This is a genomic window from Spirosoma harenae, from assembly GCF_054776975.1.
This window is the reverse complement of sequence record NZ_BAAHBD010000024.1, coordinates 222,149-241,277: the sequence shown is the minus strand read 5'-3', so window position 1 is coordinate 241,277 and position 19,129 is coordinate 222,149. Positions and strand designations below refer to the sequence as shown.

The window sequence follows — 19,129 nt, the reverse complement described above, 5'->3', positions numbered from 1 at the left end:
AATTTAAGATTTAAAAGGGTTATGATTATTTTCTATGATTATGAGTTTAAATACTTCATCCCAAAGTTCAGCAAGAAGATTTTTTGATTTAATTTCAGAAAAAATTAATTTGTCACGTACATGCCCGGACAACTCAATCATCGTTGCTGCATCTAAGTTTAATCGCCTAGCTATCTCAATTTTATCTACTTCTGTAAGAGATAAAAAGGCTTTTACTAACTCTTGAACTTGTTTCAGCATTTTTTTTGGTGAATTTGAATCATCTATAAATTCTTGAAGTATATTATCAACGAACTCTGGTGAAGTGGGTAGCTCTATTGTTGGCTTAGTTTCAAATATTTTTAGCAGATCTAGTTTAGTTTCAGGGCTTGGTTTTGCAATTTCAGATTCAGAAATCGGCTTAATACTTAAGCCATCGAATGAATACTTTGAACCAAATAATACCATAGATGTTGCAATTGCTGCCTCAACAGCAACTGCTTGATTTTCATCTTTATTTATTTTTTTTTCCCCATCAGCAAAATCGCAAATTCCTTTTATTAAGATCCAATCAGCTTTACTGTCACATGCCGCGAACAAACCAGCGCCTTCCATTTCCCCACCATCTGCTGTTGGAAAAGCTCTTAGGAGCTTATTTCTAAAGCTTATTTTATCAATTAACTTTTCTCCTGAAAGAATATTCGCTATTATAATTTTTGCTTTTCTACCATCTGGTAACTTATGCTCCCATCCTCGAAGACCTTTGAATCTACTCACTAATACTTTGCTTGCATAGGCTGGCATCGATCTCTGAATAGTTTTTGAGCCAACTCTAATTAATTCATAAGGCGAAATTATTTCCGAGACTAACACGTCACCTATTTTCTGCTTTGCGTTATTTATTCCAAATGCAATACCAATCATTATTACAATTTTAGGTGCAACATCGTTTATTGTGCTGCTTATGGTCATTATAGCTGCATCTCTTGACGTTGCTCCCATCCCACATTGAACATGAATTATATTATAATATCCTAAGGTGCCTAAATAATAGCACAAACTGTCTTTATATATTTTATAAATAGTATTATTAGCATCTAATGGCTTTATGTGCGCGTGTAAATGGTCCGTTTCTGTATTGGTAGCTGTTACTAGTAGTATAAAATTTTGGCCTACTTTTTCTTCTATTGTAGCAAAAGGGGCGTCAGTATAACTAAATTGACTCATCAGTAATAAATAGAATAAAATGCTTTGTAATTAAATAGGACCAGAGTATTTTGAATGGTACTTTGTTAAGTAATATTCTAGGTATACTTGGTAATAATTACCTTTTTTTGTTTAAGTATTTTAACGGTCTATATATCAGTCTATTATCTATAAGTTAGCGTAGTCGAAATACCAAGCCACTAACTCATCATTGAGATAACTTCAATTCAGTTTAGTTTCCAAAAGCAGGCCCACCAACATGTCCTGCTCTTCTAAATCTTCTTAATCCACTAGAATTTCCTGATGGGTCAAGCCTGATTCCAGAAGCTCCAGGAAGGTTTCAATCGGATGTCTTATCCACGGATAACGGGTTTACCGGGGCTAATTTAGGATCGGTAGTAATTCGGTAACGCAGATTTTTCGTAAACAAATAAAGCACTCAAATCTCTGATTGTGAGTGCTTTAACTTTGTTGAGCAGAGAGAGAGGGATTCGAACCCCCGGACCTGTTACAGTCTTCGGTTTTCAAGACCGACGCAATCGACCACTCTGCCATCTCTCTTTCTGGGTGCAAATATACGAGTCTTTTGAGATTTGTCAACCAATAACAGGACAGTTTAGGGCAAAAAGCCTAATTTTGGCGAAAATTCAATGATTGACTGATTGAGTTGATGAATGATTGAATAGGCATTCACAAGGCAATCAGTCAGTTAGCCAATCAGCCAAAAATGGATACTCTCGAATCGCTCCCAACAGTTGAAACCGCCCGCAAACTAGGTCTTCTGCCCGATGAATTTGATCAAATTAACCAGATTCTGGGGCGGAAGCCGAATTTTACTGAGCTGAGTATCTTCTCAGTCATGTGGTCGGAACACTGTTCCTATAAAAACTCGATTGTCTGGCTTAAAACGCTGCCCCGTGATTCAGATCGGATGCTGGCGAAAGCCGGAGAGGAAAATGCAGGTCTGGTCGATATTGGTGATGGACTGGCTTGTTCGTTTAAGATTGAGTCGCACAATCACCCGTCGGCGTTGGAGCCTTACCAGGGCGCGGCTACGGGGGTTGGCGGAATCAACCGCGATATTTTTACGATGGGTGCCCGACCCATTGCTCAATTAAATTCCCTGCGTTTCGGCGATTTATCGCTGGCGAAAACTCGTCGGTTGCTGCGTGGTGTTGTCAAAGGCATCGGCGATTACGGCAACGCGTTCGGGATTCCGACCGTTGGTGGGGAGATTTATTTCGACGAATGCTACAATACCAATCCGCTCGTCAATGCTTTCTCGGCGGGGATAGTCGAAGTTGGCAAATCGGCGAAAGCGACCTCGTATGGGGTTGGTAATCCCGTATTTATTGTCGGTTCGGCGACGGGTAAAGATGGTATTCACGGCGCTACGTTTGCTTCGGAAGATATTTCAGCCGCTTCAACGGATAAATTACCAGCGGTGCAGGTCGGTGATCCATTCATGGAAAAGCTTCTGCTCGAAGCGACGCTCGAGATTATTGCTACAGGCCATGTAATTGGTATTCAGGACATGGGTGCGGCTGGTATCATCTGCTCGACTTCTGAAATGAGTGCAAAAGGCGAACACGGCATGATCATCGACCTCGATAAGGTACCAACTCGTCAACCAAACATGGCACCGTTTGAGATTCTGTTATCAGAGTCGCAGGAGCGGATGCTGGTGGTAATCGAGAAAGGGAAAGAATCGGTTATTCAGGAAATTTTCGACAAATGGGACCTGAACTGCGCCAAGATTGGCGAAGTGACCGACACGCAACGCCTGCATTTTTACCGCTACGGCGAACTCGTGGCCGACGTGCCTGCGTACGATCTCGTATTGGGTGGAGGAGCGCCCCAATACCATCGGGAATACAAAGAGCCTGCTTATATTCAGGAGTTTGCCAAATTTACGATCTCAGATGTAGAGGATATCGAATTTGACGAAATCAAAAAAGTAGCTGAGCACCTGCTGGCTCATCCGAATATCTGCTCTCGCAAATGGGTATATGAGCAGTACGATTCAATGGTCGGAACGGCCAACCGAAGCACAAATGCCCCTTCCGACGCAGCCGTTGTTCGAGTAAAAGGCCCTGGATTGCCAGCTACCGATAAATCCATTGTTATCACCGTCGATTGCAACAGCCGATATGTAAATGCGAATCCGCGTCAGGGCGCTATGATTGCGGTGGCCGAAGCGTGCCGCAATATCGTTTGCACCGGGGGAGAACCGCTGGCGGTAACCAACAACCTGAATTTTGGCAATCCCTATGTGCCAGAAGTGTACTGGCATTTTGTAGAAGCCGTTCAGGGCATGGGCGAAGCTTGTCGACGGTTTAGTACGCCAGTTACGGGTGGCAATGTGAGTTTCTACAACCAAAGCTCCGACGATGGACCAGTATTCCCAACGCCAACCATCGGTATGCTGGGCCTGATGGAAAACCCCGACCATCGTATGACGTTGAATTTTAAGAACGAAGGCGATTTAATTTACCTCGTTGGGCCATCGGAAGATGATATTTCGTCGTCGGAATATCTGTATTCGTATAAAGGCATCAAAGCGTCGCCAGCTCCGGCTTTTGATTTTGAAACCGAATGGCGCGTGCAAGAGGGTATCAAAACCATGATTCGCCACGGCTGGTTGCAGTCGGCGCACGATGTATCGGACGGTGGTTTATTTGTGACCCTAGCTGAGTCGGCTATGGCGGGAAATATGGGTTTCCAGATTCATGCCGATACGCGGCATCGTACGGATGCGTTTCTTTTCGGAGAAAGTCAGAGCCGGGTTGTTATTTCGATTTCGCCCGATCAGCAGCAGCACGTAGAAGGCTATCTCAACGATTCGATTCTTCCGTTCGTTTTATTAGGAGGAGTAACAGCCAGCGAATTTATAGTGGACGAATCGCTGGTGATGACCGTTGCTGATGCGAAAGGACTGTATGACAATGCATTGGGTAAAATCATGCAGTAGCTTCATAGAGGGAAATTCAGGGCTGTTTAACGCTTAAGTAAATAATATATGGTGACTGAACCTATAAAGCAATCACCCTCCTATACTGTCGAAGAATATCTCGCTTTAGAAGAGAAAAGCGAGATACGTCATGAGTTTTATAATGGTGATATTCTGGCTATGGCTGGTGGTACGGTTAACCATAACCGGTTAACGCGTCGAGTGGCGAACCTGCTCGAAAATCAGCCATCATTAAAGTCGTGCGGAGTATTCTCTGGAAATATGAAGGTTGATGTTCGTACGGGAGGGCATATGCCTTATCCTGATGTGGTCGTAACCTGTCATCCATTTGATCTCCGGGGTAGTAATTTGATTATACGTCAGCCACGAATTTTGATCGAATTTTGATCGAAATCAACCGCATATAAAGATCGAGGAGATAAATGGCGGGATTATCGCAAAATGCCGTCGCTTTGGTACTACATGTTAGTCGATCAGTATTCGACAACTGTCGAATTATTTAGCCGAATCGAAGAAACATCCGAATGGATTAATTCGATTTATGAGAGCCTTGATGAAGTCATTGTGTTGCCTCTTCTTAATGCGGAATTGAAGGTTAGCGACATGTACGAGGGTATTGAATTGATAGCCGAAGAGGAGGAAAATCCTGTTAACGAACGACCTGAATAATTTACTTGTAAACAATGCCCAACGATTTAGCCGCATTAACGCGCGACATTTGCACCATTGCCAAAGATGCTGGCGCGTTTCTTTTGCAGGAACGAAGCCGGTTTCAACGCGATGCTATCGAATATAAAGGATTGAATAACCTGGTTTCTTACGTCGATAAAGAGACTGAAAAGCAGTTAGTTGATAAATTGAGTAAACTACTGCCAGAAGCCGGTTTTATTACCGAAGAAGGCACAACCGGACAGGCGGCCGATCAGAGCGCTCTGAATTGGATAATCGACCCTCTCGACGGAACGGCTAATTTTATTCATGGTCTCCCTGTCTTCTCGGTTAGTATTGGTCTGGCGCAGGGTAAAACCCCAATTGCCGGAGTCGTATACGATCCCAATCGCGATGAATGCTTCTCTGCCTGGCAGGAGGGAGGGGCCTACTGCAACGGAAACCGTATTACGGTGTCGCCTGCCACCCAATTGGGCGAGAGTCTGATAGCCACGGGTTTTCCGTATTATCGTTTCGAGCAGATGCACCGTTATTTGCAGATTCTGGAATCGCTGATGCAGCAAACACACGGTCTGCGTCGGATGGGCTCGGCGGCTATCGATTTGGCGTATGTTGCCTGTGGACGATTTGAAGCGTTTTACGAATACAACCTCAATTCGTGGGATATGGCAGCGGGAGTTTTGCTGGTTCGCGAAGCGGGAGGAATCGTAACGGACTTTTATGGGGGAGACGAATTTCTATTCCGGGGCGATGTTGTCGCTGCCTGTGGAGTTCATCCTGAGTTAACAAAAGCAATTCAGGCATACTGGAGCTGAGTGAACTGAGTAACTGGCCTAGTCATAATCTGAAAATCGGACGATAAATATAAGCCGATAGCAGTCGATATTTGGTGTACAGTATTCACTCACTCGCTATTACGTACAATTATGCAGGATCTCGACACGCTCCGCTACCCCATTGGCGATTTCGTTTATGGGAAAACGTATTCCGCCGACGATAAAAAAGAGCACATTGCGATCATTGATGAATTTCCGGTCAAATTGACGGGACTGGTTGGGAAATGGGGAGATGATCGGCTTGATACGCCTTATCGACCCGGCGGTTGGACGATTCGGCAGTTGGTTCACCACGTGGCCGATAGCCATATGAATGCCTATGTTCGTACCAAACTGGCTTTGACCGAAACAAATCCAACCATTTCGCCCTACGAAGAAGCAGAATGGGCAAAACTGCCCGATTCTTCACTCGATATTGCACTATCGCTGGTACTTCTGCGAAGCCTGCATCAGCGTTGGGTGAGCATCCTGGACTCACTTTCCGAAGCCGATCTGCAACGGACCTATTTTCATCCAGCCAACAAGCGAACCTTTGCCGTTCGGGAGGTGATTGCCCTGTATGCCTGGCACAGTGAACACCACTATCAACACGCCTATCGACTGGCCGAACGGAACGGATGGGGATGAAAAAATGTATGATGTATGATATAGGATGTATTTTCAATTCACGATAACATACATCTTATATCATACATCATACATTTTTTCATCCCATGCAGGAGCTTATTATTTTACTGGTTTTTGCAGCCGCACTGGTTTATTTAGGGAGTCGGGCGTATCGTAGCTTTTTCTCGAAAAAGCAGACGGGTTGTGGTAAAGGATGCGGGTGTGCCACTGACCTGAAAACAACTCCTCACATCAACCGAAAAATTAATGCCTGACTGGCCCGTTAACATTTTGACGGGTTGATAGTTTTGTTGTAGCAATGAATGCTCAACGGATCATCGGTTTTTTAGGTTTACTCGTCTTTCTTATTGGATTAGACGCCTGTAAACGTGTTCGGCCCGATGCCCCAGCGGCCGAAGCCTTCGAGCCAGCTATTACCAACCCTGTGTCATACGTGGCCGGTAATCTTACCTTTAATATTAAGGACCTAGAGAAAAAAGTAAATCAGGCCTTATCGACGACGTTGGTTTCAGAGGAAACCTTCGAGGGGCGAAAAGGTGAAGCCTGGCATCTGCGGGTTGAACGGACAGGGCCCGTAGATATTAAATACTCAAACCGAAAGGTTTACTTTTCAGCTCCTTTACAAGTCTGGTACACCAATCCAATCGGCTTACGGAAGAATCGAAAAAGACGCCGACTTTGTGCGCTGGCGGTTAATTTCACCAGTCCTGTCTCCGTAGGGCCTCGCTGGCATTTACTGACAAAATCAAAGTTTGAAGATTATCGTTGGACGCAGAAACCAACCGTTCAGTTGCTGGGAATCAAAGTCAGTGTTCAATCGATAGCCGAGAAAATTCTCAATAATCGAAAAGCTGATATTGAAGAAGCGATTGATAAGGCTGTCCACCGAAGTATACACCTTGACCGTCAGGTAAGTAAAGTCTGGCGTGATATCCAAAAGCCGCTACGCATTGCTAAAAATCCTGAAAATATCTGGTTACTGCCCAAACCCTTTAGTATTGCTGCTGCACCCGTATACGGAAATGAAACGCAAATAACCGTACCGATTCAAATTGCGTTTCGGGTCGATACGCGTATTGGCCCAAAGCCAAGTATTGATTCGCTGGAACGACTTCCTCGACTCTTAAGGCGAAATTCACTGCCCGAAACCTCCCGACTGGAGGTGCTGGCTTTTATTCCTTACAAGGATATCAATCAGGTGTTGCTCCGTACGCTGAACAAAGAAAAGTTGTCGCTGATGGGCGGTAACATCAAAATTAACGATCCGTTTGTGTATGGAAGTGGTCGTAAACTTATCATGAAAGCCGATGTCGGCGGGTCTGTACACGGAACACTCTATTTTCACGGAACACCGGCCTACGACACCCTGACCAATACGTTGCGGGTGAAGGATGTCGATTTTGATGTGGATACGAAAGAACGGCTATTATCTACGGCCGACTGGCTTCTGCACGACCACCTTCGCGACACGATTCAGGCGGCTTTGGTGGTACCGCTTCGCCAACAGATCGATACCATTCCCGACAAAATAGAAACCGCCTTTGCCAAGGCCAAAGTTGGTCAGAAAACGGCTCTGGACCTGGATACATTCCAATTGGTACCCCAGCGACTGGTTGTCAGACCCGATGGTGTTCAAATCCTGATCAAAGTAAATTCGAAAGTAGCCGTGAAAATCAAGCGATTATAAACGAGGAATATCTTCTATAATTTAGCAAGCTATCATCATTTCTGAAAACGATACAGAAACGGAGCTTTGTTAGCAGCGCCGGTGAACTTCTTTTCAAGCCGCTCCAATACATTCAAATCCAGGATTTTTTTCTGAAAATTATTTCGGGCAAACGGCTTGTCATAAATGGCTTCGTAGAGTTCCTGAACTTCCTTCATCGTAAAGGTTTCGGGGAGCAGGTTGAAGGCAATGAGTTTTTGATCGAGGTTTAGTTGTAAGGTTTGGAGTGCCTGCCCAACCATCTCATTATGATCCATGATCATTGTTGGTAAATCCTTAATCGGACACCATTCAATAGCCTCATCAATGTCGGTTTTCTGAGGAACTACATTATTAATATCGACCAGGGCGTAGTAGCCGATGGATACAAACCGTCGGGTAATCCAGTCAAATTCTTTTCGGTTGAATTGATCAGCCCCGATTTTATCTTCATTTAGCTGAATCAATCGTTCCAGGAAAGAGAGGTTCGTTCGCCGGGCGTCGCCAAATACCCTGAACTGCTCCAGATAAATATCTTTGATACCAGTTCGCTGCTCAAGAATTCGACGAGCTGCCTGATCAATGGCTTCATCCTGGTAAATGAATCCACTGGGCAATGCCCAAAAGTTGCCCCGGAAATTCAACTTCGGCACTAATACATGGAGTTGCTTTTGCTGATACCCAAAGATGACGCAATCAATCGAAAGCTGTTGTATGTAGTCTTGCTCACTTGGGGAATGCATAGGTTATCGTGTTGGTGGATGTCTGATGTTGGGAGGTTGAATTTAGCTCATGAGAAAGCCAAAATGATGATTCAATAGACTTTAAGGGCCAAATCACTAACTAAAGGCTAAAAACTTGTACTGCAAATATATGGAGTTGGATAAAATTTATTGTCTAAATTATAGACAATAAATTTTATTTTCTATTTTTGTTCGTCAAGAGCAAAAATTCCCTGTACAGTATGAATGTAAACACTTTAAAAGTCAGCGCTATGATCCTCGGATTATGGCTGCTAATAAATGTTTCCTTTGCCCAAACACCTAAAATCAACCTCCTTGTTTTTAGCAAGACGGCCGCCTTCCGACATCAGTCGATTGATGCCGGTAAAAAGGCACTGGCCAAACTGGCTGGTGAGAAAGGGTTTGGCGTTAGTTTCACTGAAGATGCGGCCCAATTTACCGAGGCCAACCTGAAGAAGTATAATACCGTTGTCTTCCTGAATACGACGGGGGATGTACTCAACAACGAACAGCAAAGTGCATTTGAGCGCTACATTCAGGCGGGTGGGGGATATGTTGGTATCCACGCGGCTACCGACACCGAATACGAATGGCCCTGGTACGGTAAGTTAGCTGGAGCATATTTTCTGGACCATCCCATGCCGAACAATGTACAGAAAGGGAAGTTTATCGTTGCGATGAAAAACCACTGGGCTACTAAAGGTATGCCGGATGAGTTTGAACGTACCGATGAGTTTTACAGCTTCAAAAGTATTTCCCCGACAATCAGTGTCGTTCTGAAAATCGACGAAAAAACGTATCAGGGCGGTAAAAACGGCGATAATCATCCCATGAGCTGGTATCAGGAATTTGATGGCGGTCGGGCTTTTTACACCGCCATGGGGCATACCGACGAAACATTCTCTGAGCCCCTGTTCCTGAATCATCTTTGGTCAGGTATTCAGTATACGACGGGCGGGGATAACCCGAAGCCACTGAATTTTGCGAAGGCTCGTCCAGAGGAAAATCGCTTTTCGAAAGTTGTACTGGCTGAGAAACTCGATGAGCCGATGGAACTCAGCGTACTGGGCGACGGACGGATTCTGTTCATTCAGCGCAAAGGAGAAATTCGGCTTTATAATACCAAGACGAAGGAACTGAAGACGATTGCCAAAATGCCGGTTAGTACAAAGTATGTCAGCAAGGAAGGCAAGGAGTCGATGGGAGAGGATGGGCTGTTGGGCCTGAACAAAGACCCGAATTTTGCGCAGAATCATTGGATTTATCTCTACTACTCGATACCCGAAGAACCGAAAAATATTCTGGCTCGCTTCGAACTGAAAGGCGATGAGCTGGACATGGCCTCTAAAAAAGTGTTGCTTGACGTGCCAACCCAGCGCGAAGAATGCTGTCATACAGGTGGTTCGATAGCCTGGGATAAAGCTGGAAACTTATATCTATCGACCGGTGATAACACGAATCCACATGCATCGAACGGATATAGCCCCAGCGACGAACGCGAAGGGCGTGGTCCGTGGGATGCGCAGAAATCATCCGCAAATACGAATGATCTCCGTGGTAAAATCATCCGTATTCATCCCGAAGCCAACGGCACCTATACTATTCCCGACGGAAACTTGTTCCCAAAAGGCACTGCACAGACTCTTCCGGAAATTTACACAATGGGCCATCGCAATCCGTTCCGTATTTCGGTCGATCAGAAAACGGGTTATCTATATTGGGGCGAAGTAGGCCCCGATGCTGCCAAACCCGATCCAAATCGCGGTCCGGCTGGTCATGATGAAGTGGGACAGGCGCGCAAAGCCGGTAATTTCGGTTGGCCGCATTTTGTGGGCGACAACAAAGCCTATAATAAATATGACTTTGCGGCCAGTAAGTCTGGTGAAAAATGGGATGTGGCTGCACCAACGAATAATTCTCCCAACAACACGGGCTTGAAGGTGTTGCCACCGGCTCAAAAAGCATTTATCTGGTATCCATACGATGCGTCTCCTGAGTTTCCGCTGGTCGGAGCGGGTGGTCGTAATGCGATGGCTGGACCAGTTTTCTATAGCGAGGATTTCAAGAACGCTCCCCACGCTTTTCCGAATTATTACAACGACAAACTGATCACTTACGATTGGATGCGCGGTTGGATTATGGCCGTTACGATGGACAAAGAAGGCAACTTTGCATCAATGGAGCGGTTTATGCCAAGCTATAAATTCAGCAACCCGATGGATATGGAATTTGCTGACAACGGCGATCTGTATATGCTTGAATACGGCTCGGGCTGGTTCTCGGCCAATGATGATGCTCGTCTAATTCGGATCGAGTACAACGGCGGGAACCGGAAGCCACAGGTGCAGGCAGTAGCTAACAAGATGGGAGGATCTGCACCGCTGGCCTTGAAACTTAGCTCGAAAGGAACCGAAGATGCCGACGGTGATGCACTGACTTATAGTTGGAAAATTGCTTCGAAAAATGGTTTCAACAAGGTTATTAGCACGCCCGACGCTAATCTGACACTGGCTAAACCTGGCGTTTACAAAACCACACTCACGGTGAATGATGGGAAAGGGGGCATTGCTACGCAGTCGATGGATATTACGGTGGGCAACGAAGCACCTGTTTTGACGCTGGATATTCCAGGGGCTAACAAGTCATTCTACATAGCCAATAAGCCGTTTGCCTACGATGTTAAAGTAGTCGATAAAGAAGATGGTTCCTTGGGGAAAGGCATTGATCCTGAGCAGGTAGCAGTCAATATTGACTATATGCCCGAAGGTTTTGACAAAGTCGCTATTGCGCAGGGGCACCGTTCTGCCGATGCAGGTGCGCTGTTGGCAACGGGTAAAAAACTCCTTGAAGCGAGTGATTGTAAAGCGTGTCACAGCATCAATAAGAAATCGATTGGACCAGCCTATGCTGATGTTGCTAAAAAGTACAAAGGCGATAATTCGGCACTGGAGAAACTGACGAAGAAAGTAATCGCTGGTGGCGCTGGCGTGTGGGGCGAAACACCGATGTCGGCTCATCCTCAATTATCAACTGCTGATGCATCTGAGATGGTCAAGTACGTGCTGAGTCTGTCCAGTAGCGCCAGCAACAATTCGTTACCAGTACAGGGAAATTACACCGCCAAAATTCCGACTGGCGATAAGGGTAAAGGTGTGTACATCGTTCGGGCTTCTTACGAAGATAAGGGTGCCAAAGGATTACCTTCACTCCGGTCGGAACAGACGTTTGTGCTTCGAAATGCTGCTTTGGATGCACACGCATTTGATACCTACGACAATGTCAATAAGATGGCCTTCGGTGGCAACAATCTCGCCATTCCGTCCAAATCGGGCGCTTACATAGGCATGAAACAGGTTGATTTGTCAGGTATATCGGCATTCCGTGTAATGGCCACAGCGCCGAAACCTCAACTCAATGCCGTGGGTGGTAAGGTGGAAGCGCGATTGGATAGTCCAACGGGTAAACTCATTGGGGAATCTGCCATGCTGGAACCTTCCGATAAAATGGATTTCAAGCCCTCCCAGGTAAATGTTCCAATCAAATTACCTACGCCGGCTGACAACAAGCCACACGATGTATATCTGGTTTTCGTCAATCCGGCGAAAGCATCTGGGAGTCTGATGGTGGTGATGGGGGTTGAAGCGGTTCTGAATTCCAGTGCCCAATAAGGTAACTCTAGGAAAGAGGATTATTCTCTGGTTATTAGCTTGCTCACAAATAATCAGGGAATAATTCTAAATCCTTTACCCTTTTTTATGAAAAAGTTAACCTTTCTAGCCTGGATGCTTCCGGCCTTTGTAATAGCGCAGCCTTCGCCCTTGCAAAAAGGATTCCAGGAAACGCCCAATTCGGCAAAACCGCGTGTATGGTGGCATTGGATGAACGGAAACATTACCAAAGAAGGCATCACCAACGATTTGGAGTGGATGAAGCGTGTCGGCATCGGTGGTTTTCAGAACTTCGATGCAAGCTTAATGACACCTGCCGTGACGCCTAAAAAGCTGGTATTTATGACGCCTGAATGGAAGGATGCGTTTAAGCATACGACCGATCTGGCTAAACAACTCGGGCTCGAAATGGCCATTGCGGGATCGCCGGGTTGGAGTGTGACGGGTGGACCGTGGGTTACCGCAAGTGATGCCATGAAGAAATACGTCTGGACGGAAACCCGCTTGACTGGTGGACAGTCGTACTCGGGGAAATTACCTCAACCTCCCAACATTGCGGGAAAATTTCAGAATGTGGCTATGCCAACTGAAGGGGGGCTTGGAGGTGCCACAGGAGCCTTACCTACCTATTATGCTGATGCCGCAGTAATTGCGTATCGATTACCCGCTTCTGAAAAAACACTGTCAGCGTTTAACCCTAAGGTCACATCGAGCGGTGGTACGTTCAATCTGGCCGATTTAACCGACGGAGACTTGGCCAAAACAACCATGCTTCCGCCTATGGAAGTTGGGCAGGATATGTGGATTCAGTATGAGTTCGACAGCCCGCAAACGTTTAAGGCGTTTACCATTGTAGGGGCGCCCGCAGCTGGTGAGCTGGCCGAATTCAGAGGAATGCCCGACAATCGAATGCTGAAAGTGAGTGATGACGGTGTGGCTTTCCGGGATGTAGTTATTATCCGGGGAAGTACCATCCCGCAAAGTACAATGGCCATTGTACCGACTACGGCTAAGTATTTCCGGTTTACGTTTAAAACCGAAAAATCCGAAGGAAATCCCTTTGCAGCCATGATGGGGGGGCGAGCCGAACCCGGAAAACCACAGGGCGTGCCCGTAGCTGAACTCGTTCTGCATAATACAGATCGTGTGGATTTGTTCGAGGGGAAAGCCGGTTTTAGCGCATGGAAAGAAAGTACACACTCGCTGGTAAAAACGAATGCCGATGCCATCCCGACGGATGACGTTGTTGATCTGACGTCAAAAATGAGTGCCGATGGGACATTGAACTGGACTCCACCAACTGGAAATTGGGTCGTGATGCGGCTGGGTTATTCGATCACGGGTCGGAGAAACCACCCAGCCTCGCCAGAAGCAACCGGTCTGGAAGTCGATAAACTCGACAAAGTGGCTGTCCGAAAATACATCGATACCTATCTGGACATGTACAAGGATGCTACCGGAGGGAAATTGGGTGCTCAAGGTCTGGAATATATGGTGCTTGATTCGTACGAAGCGGGCCACATGACCTGGACCAAAACCATGCCTGAAGAATTTCAGAAACGCCGTGGCTACGACATTAAACCGTGGATTCCGGTCTTGACTGGTCGGGTTGTCCGTAGTGCCGAAGCGAGCGAAAAATTTCTCTGGGATTTTCGTAAAACAATCGGCGAACTGATCGTAGAAAGCCATTACGAGGTGATTGGCGATGCCCTGAAAGCGCGGGGTATGAAACGCTACACCGAATCGCACGAAAACGGTCGGATTTATCTGGCCGATGGAATGGACGTAAAGCGCAAAGCCGATATTCCGATGTCTGCCATGTGGACGCCGGGTAGTTTGGCGGGTGGTTCTAATGAAGAAGTTCGTAGTGAGGCCGATATTCGGGAGGCTGCTTCCGTAGCGCATATCTACGGGCAAAATCTGGTCGCTGCTGAGTCGATGACGTCCATTCAAAACGCATTTAGCTGGCATCCGGAGAAATTAAAACGTACGGCCGATCTGGAAATGGCGTCGGGGCTGAACCGATTTGTTATTCATACGTCAGTACACCAGCCACTCGATGACAAAAAGCCAGGTTTTTCACTCGGACCATTTGGGCAGTATTTTACCCGTCAGGAAACCTGGGCGGAGCAGGCCAAATCATGGACGGATTACCTGAGTCGGAATTGCTATCTGCTTCAGCAAGGTAAACCGGTTGTGGATGTGCTCTATTATTACGGCGAAAACAACAACATAACACAGACGTTCGCTCAGAAACTGCCCGACATTGCTGGGTATGCGTATGACTTTGCCAATTCGACGGTGCTGAAAGAAGCTTTACGAATACGGGATGGGAAGATTATCACGCCTAGCGGTCAGCAATATCGGTTGCTCGTACTTGATTCGACGGCCCGAACAATGACGTTGCCTGTCCTCAAGAAACTAGGTGAACTGGTTAACGCCGGTATGCATGTAGTTGGGGCTAAACCTGAGCGTTCGCCAAGCTTGAGTGATAACACAACGGAGTTTGCCTCGTTAGCAAATCAAATCTGGACTAATCCAAACGTATCGACCGGGCCAGTTGAGGCTGCATTAACGAAGCTGAATGTACCCAAAGACGCTGATATATCGGAAGCTAAAGCACCGATTCTGTACGTCCATCGCCAAACGACTGACGCCGATCTCTACTGGCTCGACAATCGTAGTGAAAATCCGAACGAAGCGACGGTTAGCTTCCGCATAACGGGCAGAGTTCCCGAATTGTGGAATCCAGAAACGGGCAAAACGGAGAAAGTATCGTATCAGATCAAAGATGGCCGCACGATTGTGCCGTTGAAATTTGAATCATGGGGAGCGTATTTTATTGTCTTCCACGATAAATCAACGGTTGCATCATACACCAAACCTTCTGTGACCGAATCTGCTGTTGCGAGCGTGAAAAGTCCCTGGACTGTTCATTTTCAGGAGGGGCGCGGTGCTCCCCGACAAGCTTCATTTACTTCGCTGGCGTCGCTGACAGACAATACTGATCCCGGTATCAAATACTTCTCCGGTACGGCTACCTATGACAATACGATTGACGTTCCCAAAGTGGCTAAAAATGCATCCTACATCCTCGATTTGGGTGATGTGAAAAACATTGCTGAGGTGATTGTCAATGGTAAACCAGTGGGAATTGTCTGGAAGAAACCCTTCCGAATCGATATCAGTGATGCCTTAAAAACCGGCCAGAATTCCGTACAGGTAAAAGTTACAAACCTATGGGTTAATCGCCTGATTGGCGATGCTCAACCCGGCGTTACGCAAAAAGTTACGTTCACAACCATGCCGTTCTACCGGGCTGAGTCACCTTTATTACCGTCGGGTTTGCTAGGTCCTGTTCGTGTGCTGGAAGCAACACCGGCTGCTGTAGCAGCAAAGCGATAAGGGGTGATCATCAACTGTCAATAAGTAAGTTTTATTTCATGTTAATCAATGTCAATAATGAAAAAAGTAAGTCTGTTTCTGTTTGTATTAGTAAGTGTAGCGTTCAGTGGTTTTTCGCAAACTACCCCGCCAACCGATTTTTATGCCGGGAAATGGGAAATTGTCATCGCAGGTACGCCCAATGGGGATGCGAAGATGATAGCCGAGCTGGTTCGGAAAGATGGTAAACTGACTGGCCAGATGACAAATGCCGCTGAACCAAATGGCGAGAAAATTCCCATTACGGGTATCGTCGAAAACGGCGACAAAATAGCTATTTCATTTACCGCTCAAGGCTATGACCTTACGATGGACCTGGCTAAAGTGGATGATGATAATCTTAAAGGTACCATGATGAACTTCGACACCACCGCCAAACGAGTGAAACAGTAAGGTACTGTAAAGAAGGGTCTGTTATAAAGCGATTGTCCCTTACCCCTAAATCCCCTGAAAGGGACTTTTTTCGAATATAGAAAAAGTCTCCTTCAGGGGATTCAGGGGTAAAAACTATTTACTGCACTGGTTTCCAGCGCCATAGATACCGACTGGCGGTCGTACGATGGGGGCGCCAGGAGTCGGCAATCTCATGCAATACCTTATATAGAGCCTTGCCCGTCAATCCTTGTGTTTGGTCAGGATAAGCCAGAATCATGCGTTGCCGAATCACCAGGTCGTCGATGGGGAAAACATCCGGGCGATTCAGGACAAACATCAGCAGCATTTCTACTGTCCAGCGTCCGACTCCTTTGATGGGCAGTAAATACTGAACAATTTCCTCGTCAGTCATCGTATCGAGATGCGCTCGTTCTATTGAATTGACCAGCGAAAATTCCGCGACACTTTGCATGTAGTTGATTTTCTGAGCCGACAGACCTGCGCTACGTAATTCGTCGGTAGTTTTTAGAAGCAGCGCGTTGGCATGCGGGTAATTATCCGGAAATAAAGCCCGAAAACGGGCGAAAATAGCATCGGCTGCTTTAACCGAAATCTGCTGAGAAACAATGCTTTCCAGTAGAGCAAGATACACATCGTCAGCGTAATCATTAAAAATCTTAGGGGAAGGGGTTTCTGTAATTAGCCGAGCCATGGTTGGGTCCTGGCTGAGATGGCTAAGAATAGACGGTTCAATCAATTGCATGGTAAAATGCCCGAATAAAGTAGGCCAACTAAAGGCCTGTGTTTGTAAGTAAAGATAAGCAGGAATGCCCAGTGAAGGACGAAAAATCGCCGTTCGGGTAGCGTTTCTCAACGGTTCAGGTCAGTTTTTCTTTTGCGGGAAAATCAGTTGAAAGATATTTACAGCACATGGAAAAACTGAACGATCGGTGGTTACGTCTGCTTGGCGTACCGATTATTTCAATCGTCTCGAATTTTATCTTTTTTCAGCCCGATAACGACGCCCGGCACATTAGCCGTGGACTTGCGCTGGGCGTGAGTCTGATTGAATGCGTTCTGGTTTGGGAAGTTGCCCGGCTAGGCATTTTACAGGCGCGTCGACGTTACCCTCGGCTGAATCAAACAACCCAGCGCATAGCCGTACAGGTGGTTTGGTTCGTCGTGACGACGGTGGTGCAGCGGTTGGCGATCGTCTATGTCTACGATGTTACCCAATTCTGGGGTTATCCAATGTCAGAGCGGGCGTATTGGATTAATACGTTGATTCCCTTACTGTTTGTAGTGCCACTGGCTACGATTTACGAAGCGCGTTATTTGTATCGGCAGTGGTGGACTACCTATTACGAAGCCGAGCAGTTAAAAAAAGAAGCCCTTCAAAGTCAACTCGATTCGCTGAAAGCGCAGATCAATCCGCATTTTCTGTTTAACAGTTTGAGTACATTGTCGTCGCTGGTGGTCGAGAATCCGAAGCAGGCTGAGCGATTTATTGAAGAACTGGCATCGGTGTATCGGTACGTTCTGCAAACGAATGAACAGCTTCTGACCTCACTGGAAGCTGAGCTACAATTCATTCGGGCTTATTTTCACCTCCTGCAAATGCGTTTCGGCAGAAGTGTAGAACTGGACATAAAGGTCGATGAGCGGTATTTGATGTTCCTGATTCCGCCATTAACATTGCAGTTGCTGGTTGAAAATGCGGTTAAGCACAATGCCGCGTTACCCTCGAAACCGCTTGTGATTCAGATTTATACCGATCCGTCGAACTGTCTATCCGTTAAAAATAGTGTTCGCCGGAAGCAGAACCTGATTCCGTCAAATCAAACTGGCCTGACCAATATTATAGCCAAATATCGATTGCTGGGGCAACCCGAAGTAGTGGTTAGCCAGTCGGAGGATTGCTTTCAGGTGATTGTTCCACTCATTCAGGAAACCCGTTATGACTATTCTCATCATTGAAGACGAAGAATTTACCGCTCGAAAACTCCAGCGAATTGTGCTTGATATCGATCCTTCGGTGAGTGTAGTCGGTATGACTGGTAGTGTTGATGAATCGGTTGACTGGTTGCAAACGAATCCACGACCGGATCTGATTTTCATGGATATAGAACTGGCCGATGGGCAAAGTTTCGAGATCTTTAATCAAGTGACCGTAACCAGTCCGGTGATTTTTACCACGGCTTACGACGAATATGCAATTAAAGCCTTCAAAGTAAATAGCATCGACTATCTGCTCAAGCCGATCAAAGAAGATGATCTGCGACAAGCGTTGGTCAAACTTCAGGGGCTTCGACAAGCATTAGGTGTATCGGACCAGCCAACCGCCCCAGGACTGGAAACGTCTCTGGTAAACCTCCTTCAACAACTCCAGCAAACTCCTGTTGACCAGTCATCCTTTCCGTTTTCAAAAACCAGCCCCGACGCCCTTGTTGGCTTTCGGGATCGATTTATGATTAAGCAGGGGCAACGCCTGTTCTCAATTAGTGTCAATGAGATCGCTTATTTTTTTAGTCGGAATAAATTGTCGTTCCTGAAAACCCACGACGAACACGAATGGCTCGTTGACTATACTATTGATGAATTAGCGCATATGCTTGACCCTCAACGCTTTTTTCGGCTCAATCGACAGATAATTGCCGAATTGCGAGCTGTCGATAAAGTGCACGTATATTTTAATGGGAAACTGAAAGTAACGCTACAGCCAGCCTTTGATGACGAAGTGGTGGTCAGTCGAGAAAAAGCGGGCGATTTGAAGCGATGGTTGGGCGAATGAAACCGACAGTTCAGCGCAATAAATGGTTTTTTCGGTTGATACTTCCTTTTTGACGAAGCCGTTTTCGACCAGTTTTGCTTCGTCAAAAAACAACACGAAAATGAACAAAGTCCTT

Annotated in this window: 13 protein-coding genes, 1 tRNA gene and 1 pseudogene; 11 read left to right on the top strand and 4 right to left on the bottom strand. The window is 46.3% G+C overall.

All coding sequences use genetic code 11. The features are described 5' to 3' along the window. Window positions 1–3: 3 nt before the first annotated feature. Together ACYVE4_RS23515 and ACYVE4_RS23510 are read right to left on the bottom strand one after the other, a co-directional pair. The gene (locus ACYVE4_RS23515) at window positions 4–1,206 is read right to left on the bottom strand and encodes a phosphorylase family protein (protein WP_461042699.1); all 1,203 of its coding nucleotides are present in this window, start codon (window positions 1,204–1,206) and stop codon (window positions 4–6) included. Window positions 1,207–1,661: 455 nt separating this feature from the next. Continuing rightward, window positions 1,662–1,746 (bottom strand) — tRNA-Ser (locus ACYVE4_RS23510). 166 nt (window positions 1,747–1,912) lie between these two features. On the opposite strand from ACYVE4_RS23510, the gene purL reads away from it, so the two are divergent. The 6 genes and pseudogenes from purL to ACYVE4_RS23480 all read left to right on the top strand — a co-directional run bounded on the left by purL (window position 1,913) and on the right by ACYVE4_RS23480 (window position 7,975). Then, window positions 1,913–4,156 carry a phosphoribosylformylglycinamidine synthase subunit PurL gene (purL, locus tag ACYVE4_RS23505; RefSeq protein ID WP_461042698.1) on the top strand — a complete coding sequence of 748 codons (2,244 nt, stop codon included), beginning with the start codon at window positions 1,913–1,915 and terminating at the stop codon, window positions 4,154–4,156. Window positions 4,157–4,204: 48 nt separating this feature from the next. Then, window positions 4,205–4,825 (top strand): annotated as a pseudogene (locus ACYVE4_RS23500) (Uma2 family endonuclease). Window positions 4,826–4,839: 14 nt separating this feature from the next. After that, window positions 4,840–5,640, top strand: coding sequence for an inositol monophosphatase family protein (locus ACYVE4_RS23495; protein WP_461042697.1), 801 nt, complete (start codon window positions 4,840–4,842; stop codon window positions 5,638–5,640). A gap of 111 nt (window positions 5,641–5,751) precedes the next feature. Continuing rightward, window positions 5,752–6,288, top strand: a complete 537-nt coding sequence (locus ACYVE4_RS23490; protein WP_461042696.1) for a YfiT family bacillithiol transferase — start codon at window positions 5,752–5,754, stop codon at window positions 6,286–6,288. Between the two features lie 86 nt (window positions 6,289–6,374). Beyond that, the gene (locus ACYVE4_RS23485) at window positions 6,375–6,542 is read left to right on the top strand and encodes a FeoB-associated Cys-rich membrane protein (protein ID WP_461042695.1); all 168 of its coding nucleotides are present in this window, start codon (window positions 6,375–6,377) and stop codon (window positions 6,540–6,542) included. 44 nt (window positions 6,543–6,586) lie between these two features. Further along, a complete protein-coding gene (locus tag ACYVE4_RS23480; protein WP_461042694.1) occupies window positions 6,587–7,975 on the top strand; it encodes a DUF4403 family protein in 1,389 nt (462 codons plus the stop codon). Between the two features lie 35 nt (window positions 7,976–8,010). On the opposite strand, the gene ACYVE4_RS23475 is transcribed toward ACYVE4_RS23480, so the two are convergent. Next, entirely contained in the window at window positions 8,011–8,736 is a 726-nt protein-coding gene (locus ACYVE4_RS23475; protein ID WP_461042693.1) for an NUDIX hydrolase, read from the bottom strand. A 251-nt stretch (window positions 8,737–8,987) separates the two neighbouring features. On the opposite strand from ACYVE4_RS23475, the gene ACYVE4_RS23470 reads away from it, so the two are divergent. The 3 genes from ACYVE4_RS23470 (at window position 8,988) to ACYVE4_RS23460 (ending at window position 16,241) form a co-directional block, all read left to right on the top strand. Continuing rightward, window positions 8,988–12,404: a ThuA domain-containing protein gene (locus ACYVE4_RS23470; RefSeq protein WP_461042692.1), complete on the top strand. Its 3,417-nt coding sequence runs from the start codon at window positions 8,988–8,990 to the stop codon at window positions 12,402–12,404. 87 nt (window positions 12,405–12,491) lie between these two features. Beyond that, window positions 12,492–15,809, top strand: a complete 3,318-nt coding sequence (locus tag ACYVE4_RS23465; RefSeq protein WP_461042691.1) for a glycosyl hydrolase — start codon at window positions 12,492–12,494, stop codon at window positions 15,807–15,809. 57 nt (window positions 15,810–15,866) lie between these two features. Further along, a complete protein-coding gene (locus ACYVE4_RS23460) occupies window positions 15,867–16,241 on the top strand; it encodes a hypothetical protein (RefSeq protein ID WP_461042690.1) in 375 nt (124 codons plus the stop codon). 118 nt (window positions 16,242–16,359) lie between these two features. Here ACYVE4_RS23460 and ACYVE4_RS23455 read toward each other — a convergent pair whose 3' ends face one another. Continuing rightward, window positions 16,360–16,986 carry a DNA-3-methyladenine glycosylase family protein gene (locus ACYVE4_RS23455; RefSeq protein ID WP_461042869.1) on the bottom strand — a complete coding sequence of 209 codons (627 nt, stop codon included), beginning with the start codon at window positions 16,984–16,986 and terminating at the stop codon, window positions 16,360–16,362. A 167-nt stretch (window positions 16,987–17,153) separates the two neighbouring features. Between ACYVE4_RS23455 and ACYVE4_RS23450 the strand changes: the two genes are divergently transcribed. After that, window positions 17,154–18,200: a sensor histidine kinase gene (locus ACYVE4_RS23450; protein WP_461042689.1), complete on the top strand. Its 1,047-nt coding sequence runs from the start codon at window positions 17,154–17,156 to the stop codon at window positions 18,198–18,200. Further along, the gene (locus ACYVE4_RS23445; RefSeq protein WP_461042688.1) at window positions 18,181–19,014 is read left to right on the top strand and encodes a LytR/AlgR family response regulator transcription factor; all 834 of its coding nucleotides are present in this window, start codon (window positions 18,181–18,183) and stop codon (window positions 19,012–19,014) included. The genes ACYVE4_RS23450 and ACYVE4_RS23445 overlap by 20 nt, the downstream gene beginning before the upstream one ends. Window positions 19,015–19,129: the final 115 nt, after the last annotated feature.

Excerpts from the sequence above, each read along its gene's own strand:
- ACYVE4_RS23515 (WP_461042699.1), bottom strand. The coding sequence starts at position 1,206 with ATGAGTCAATTTAGTTATACTGACGCCCCTTTTGCTACAATAGAAGAA.
- purL (WP_461042698.1), top strand. The coding sequence starts at position 1,913 with ATGGATACTCTCGAATCGCTCCCAACAGTTGAAACCGCCCGCAAACTA.
- ACYVE4_RS23495 (WP_461042697.1), top strand. The coding sequence starts at position 4,840 with ATGCCCAACGATTTAGCCGCATTAACGCGCGACATTTGCACCATTGCC.
- ACYVE4_RS23490 (WP_461042696.1), top strand. The coding sequence starts at position 5,752 with ATGCAGGATCTCGACACGCTCCGCTACCCCATTGGCGATTTCGTTTAT.
- ACYVE4_RS23485 (WP_461042695.1), top strand. The coding sequence starts at position 6,375 with ATGCAGGAGCTTATTATTTTACTGGTTTTTGCAGCCGCACTGGTTTAT.
- ACYVE4_RS23480 (WP_461042694.1), top strand. The coding sequence starts at position 6,587 with ATGAATGCTCAACGGATCATCGGTTTTTTAGGTTTACTCGTCTTTCTT.
- ACYVE4_RS23475 (WP_461042693.1), bottom strand. The coding sequence starts at position 8,736 with ATGCATTCCCCAAGTGAGCAAGACTACATACAACAGCTTTCGATTGAT.
- ACYVE4_RS23470 (WP_461042692.1), top strand. The coding sequence starts at position 8,988 with ATGATCCTCGGATTATGGCTGCTAATAAATGTTTCCTTTGCCCAAACA.
- ACYVE4_RS23465 (WP_461042691.1), top strand. The coding sequence starts at position 12,492 with ATGAAAAAGTTAACCTTTCTAGCCTGGATGCTTCCGGCCTTTGTAATA.
- ACYVE4_RS23460 (WP_461042690.1), top strand. The coding sequence starts at position 15,867 with ATGAAAAAAGTAAGTCTGTTTCTGTTTGTATTAGTAAGTGTAGCGTTC.
- ACYVE4_RS23455 (WP_461042869.1), bottom strand. The coding sequence starts at position 16,986 with ATGCAATTGATTGAACCGTCTATTCTTAGCCATCTCAGCCAGGACCCA.
- ACYVE4_RS23450 (WP_461042689.1), top strand. The coding sequence starts at position 17,154 with ATGGAAAAACTGAACGATCGGTGGTTACGTCTGCTTGGCGTACCGATT.
- ACYVE4_RS23445 (WP_461042688.1), top strand. The coding sequence starts at position 18,181 with ATGACTATTCTCATCATTGAAGACGAAGAATTTACCGCTCGAAAACTC.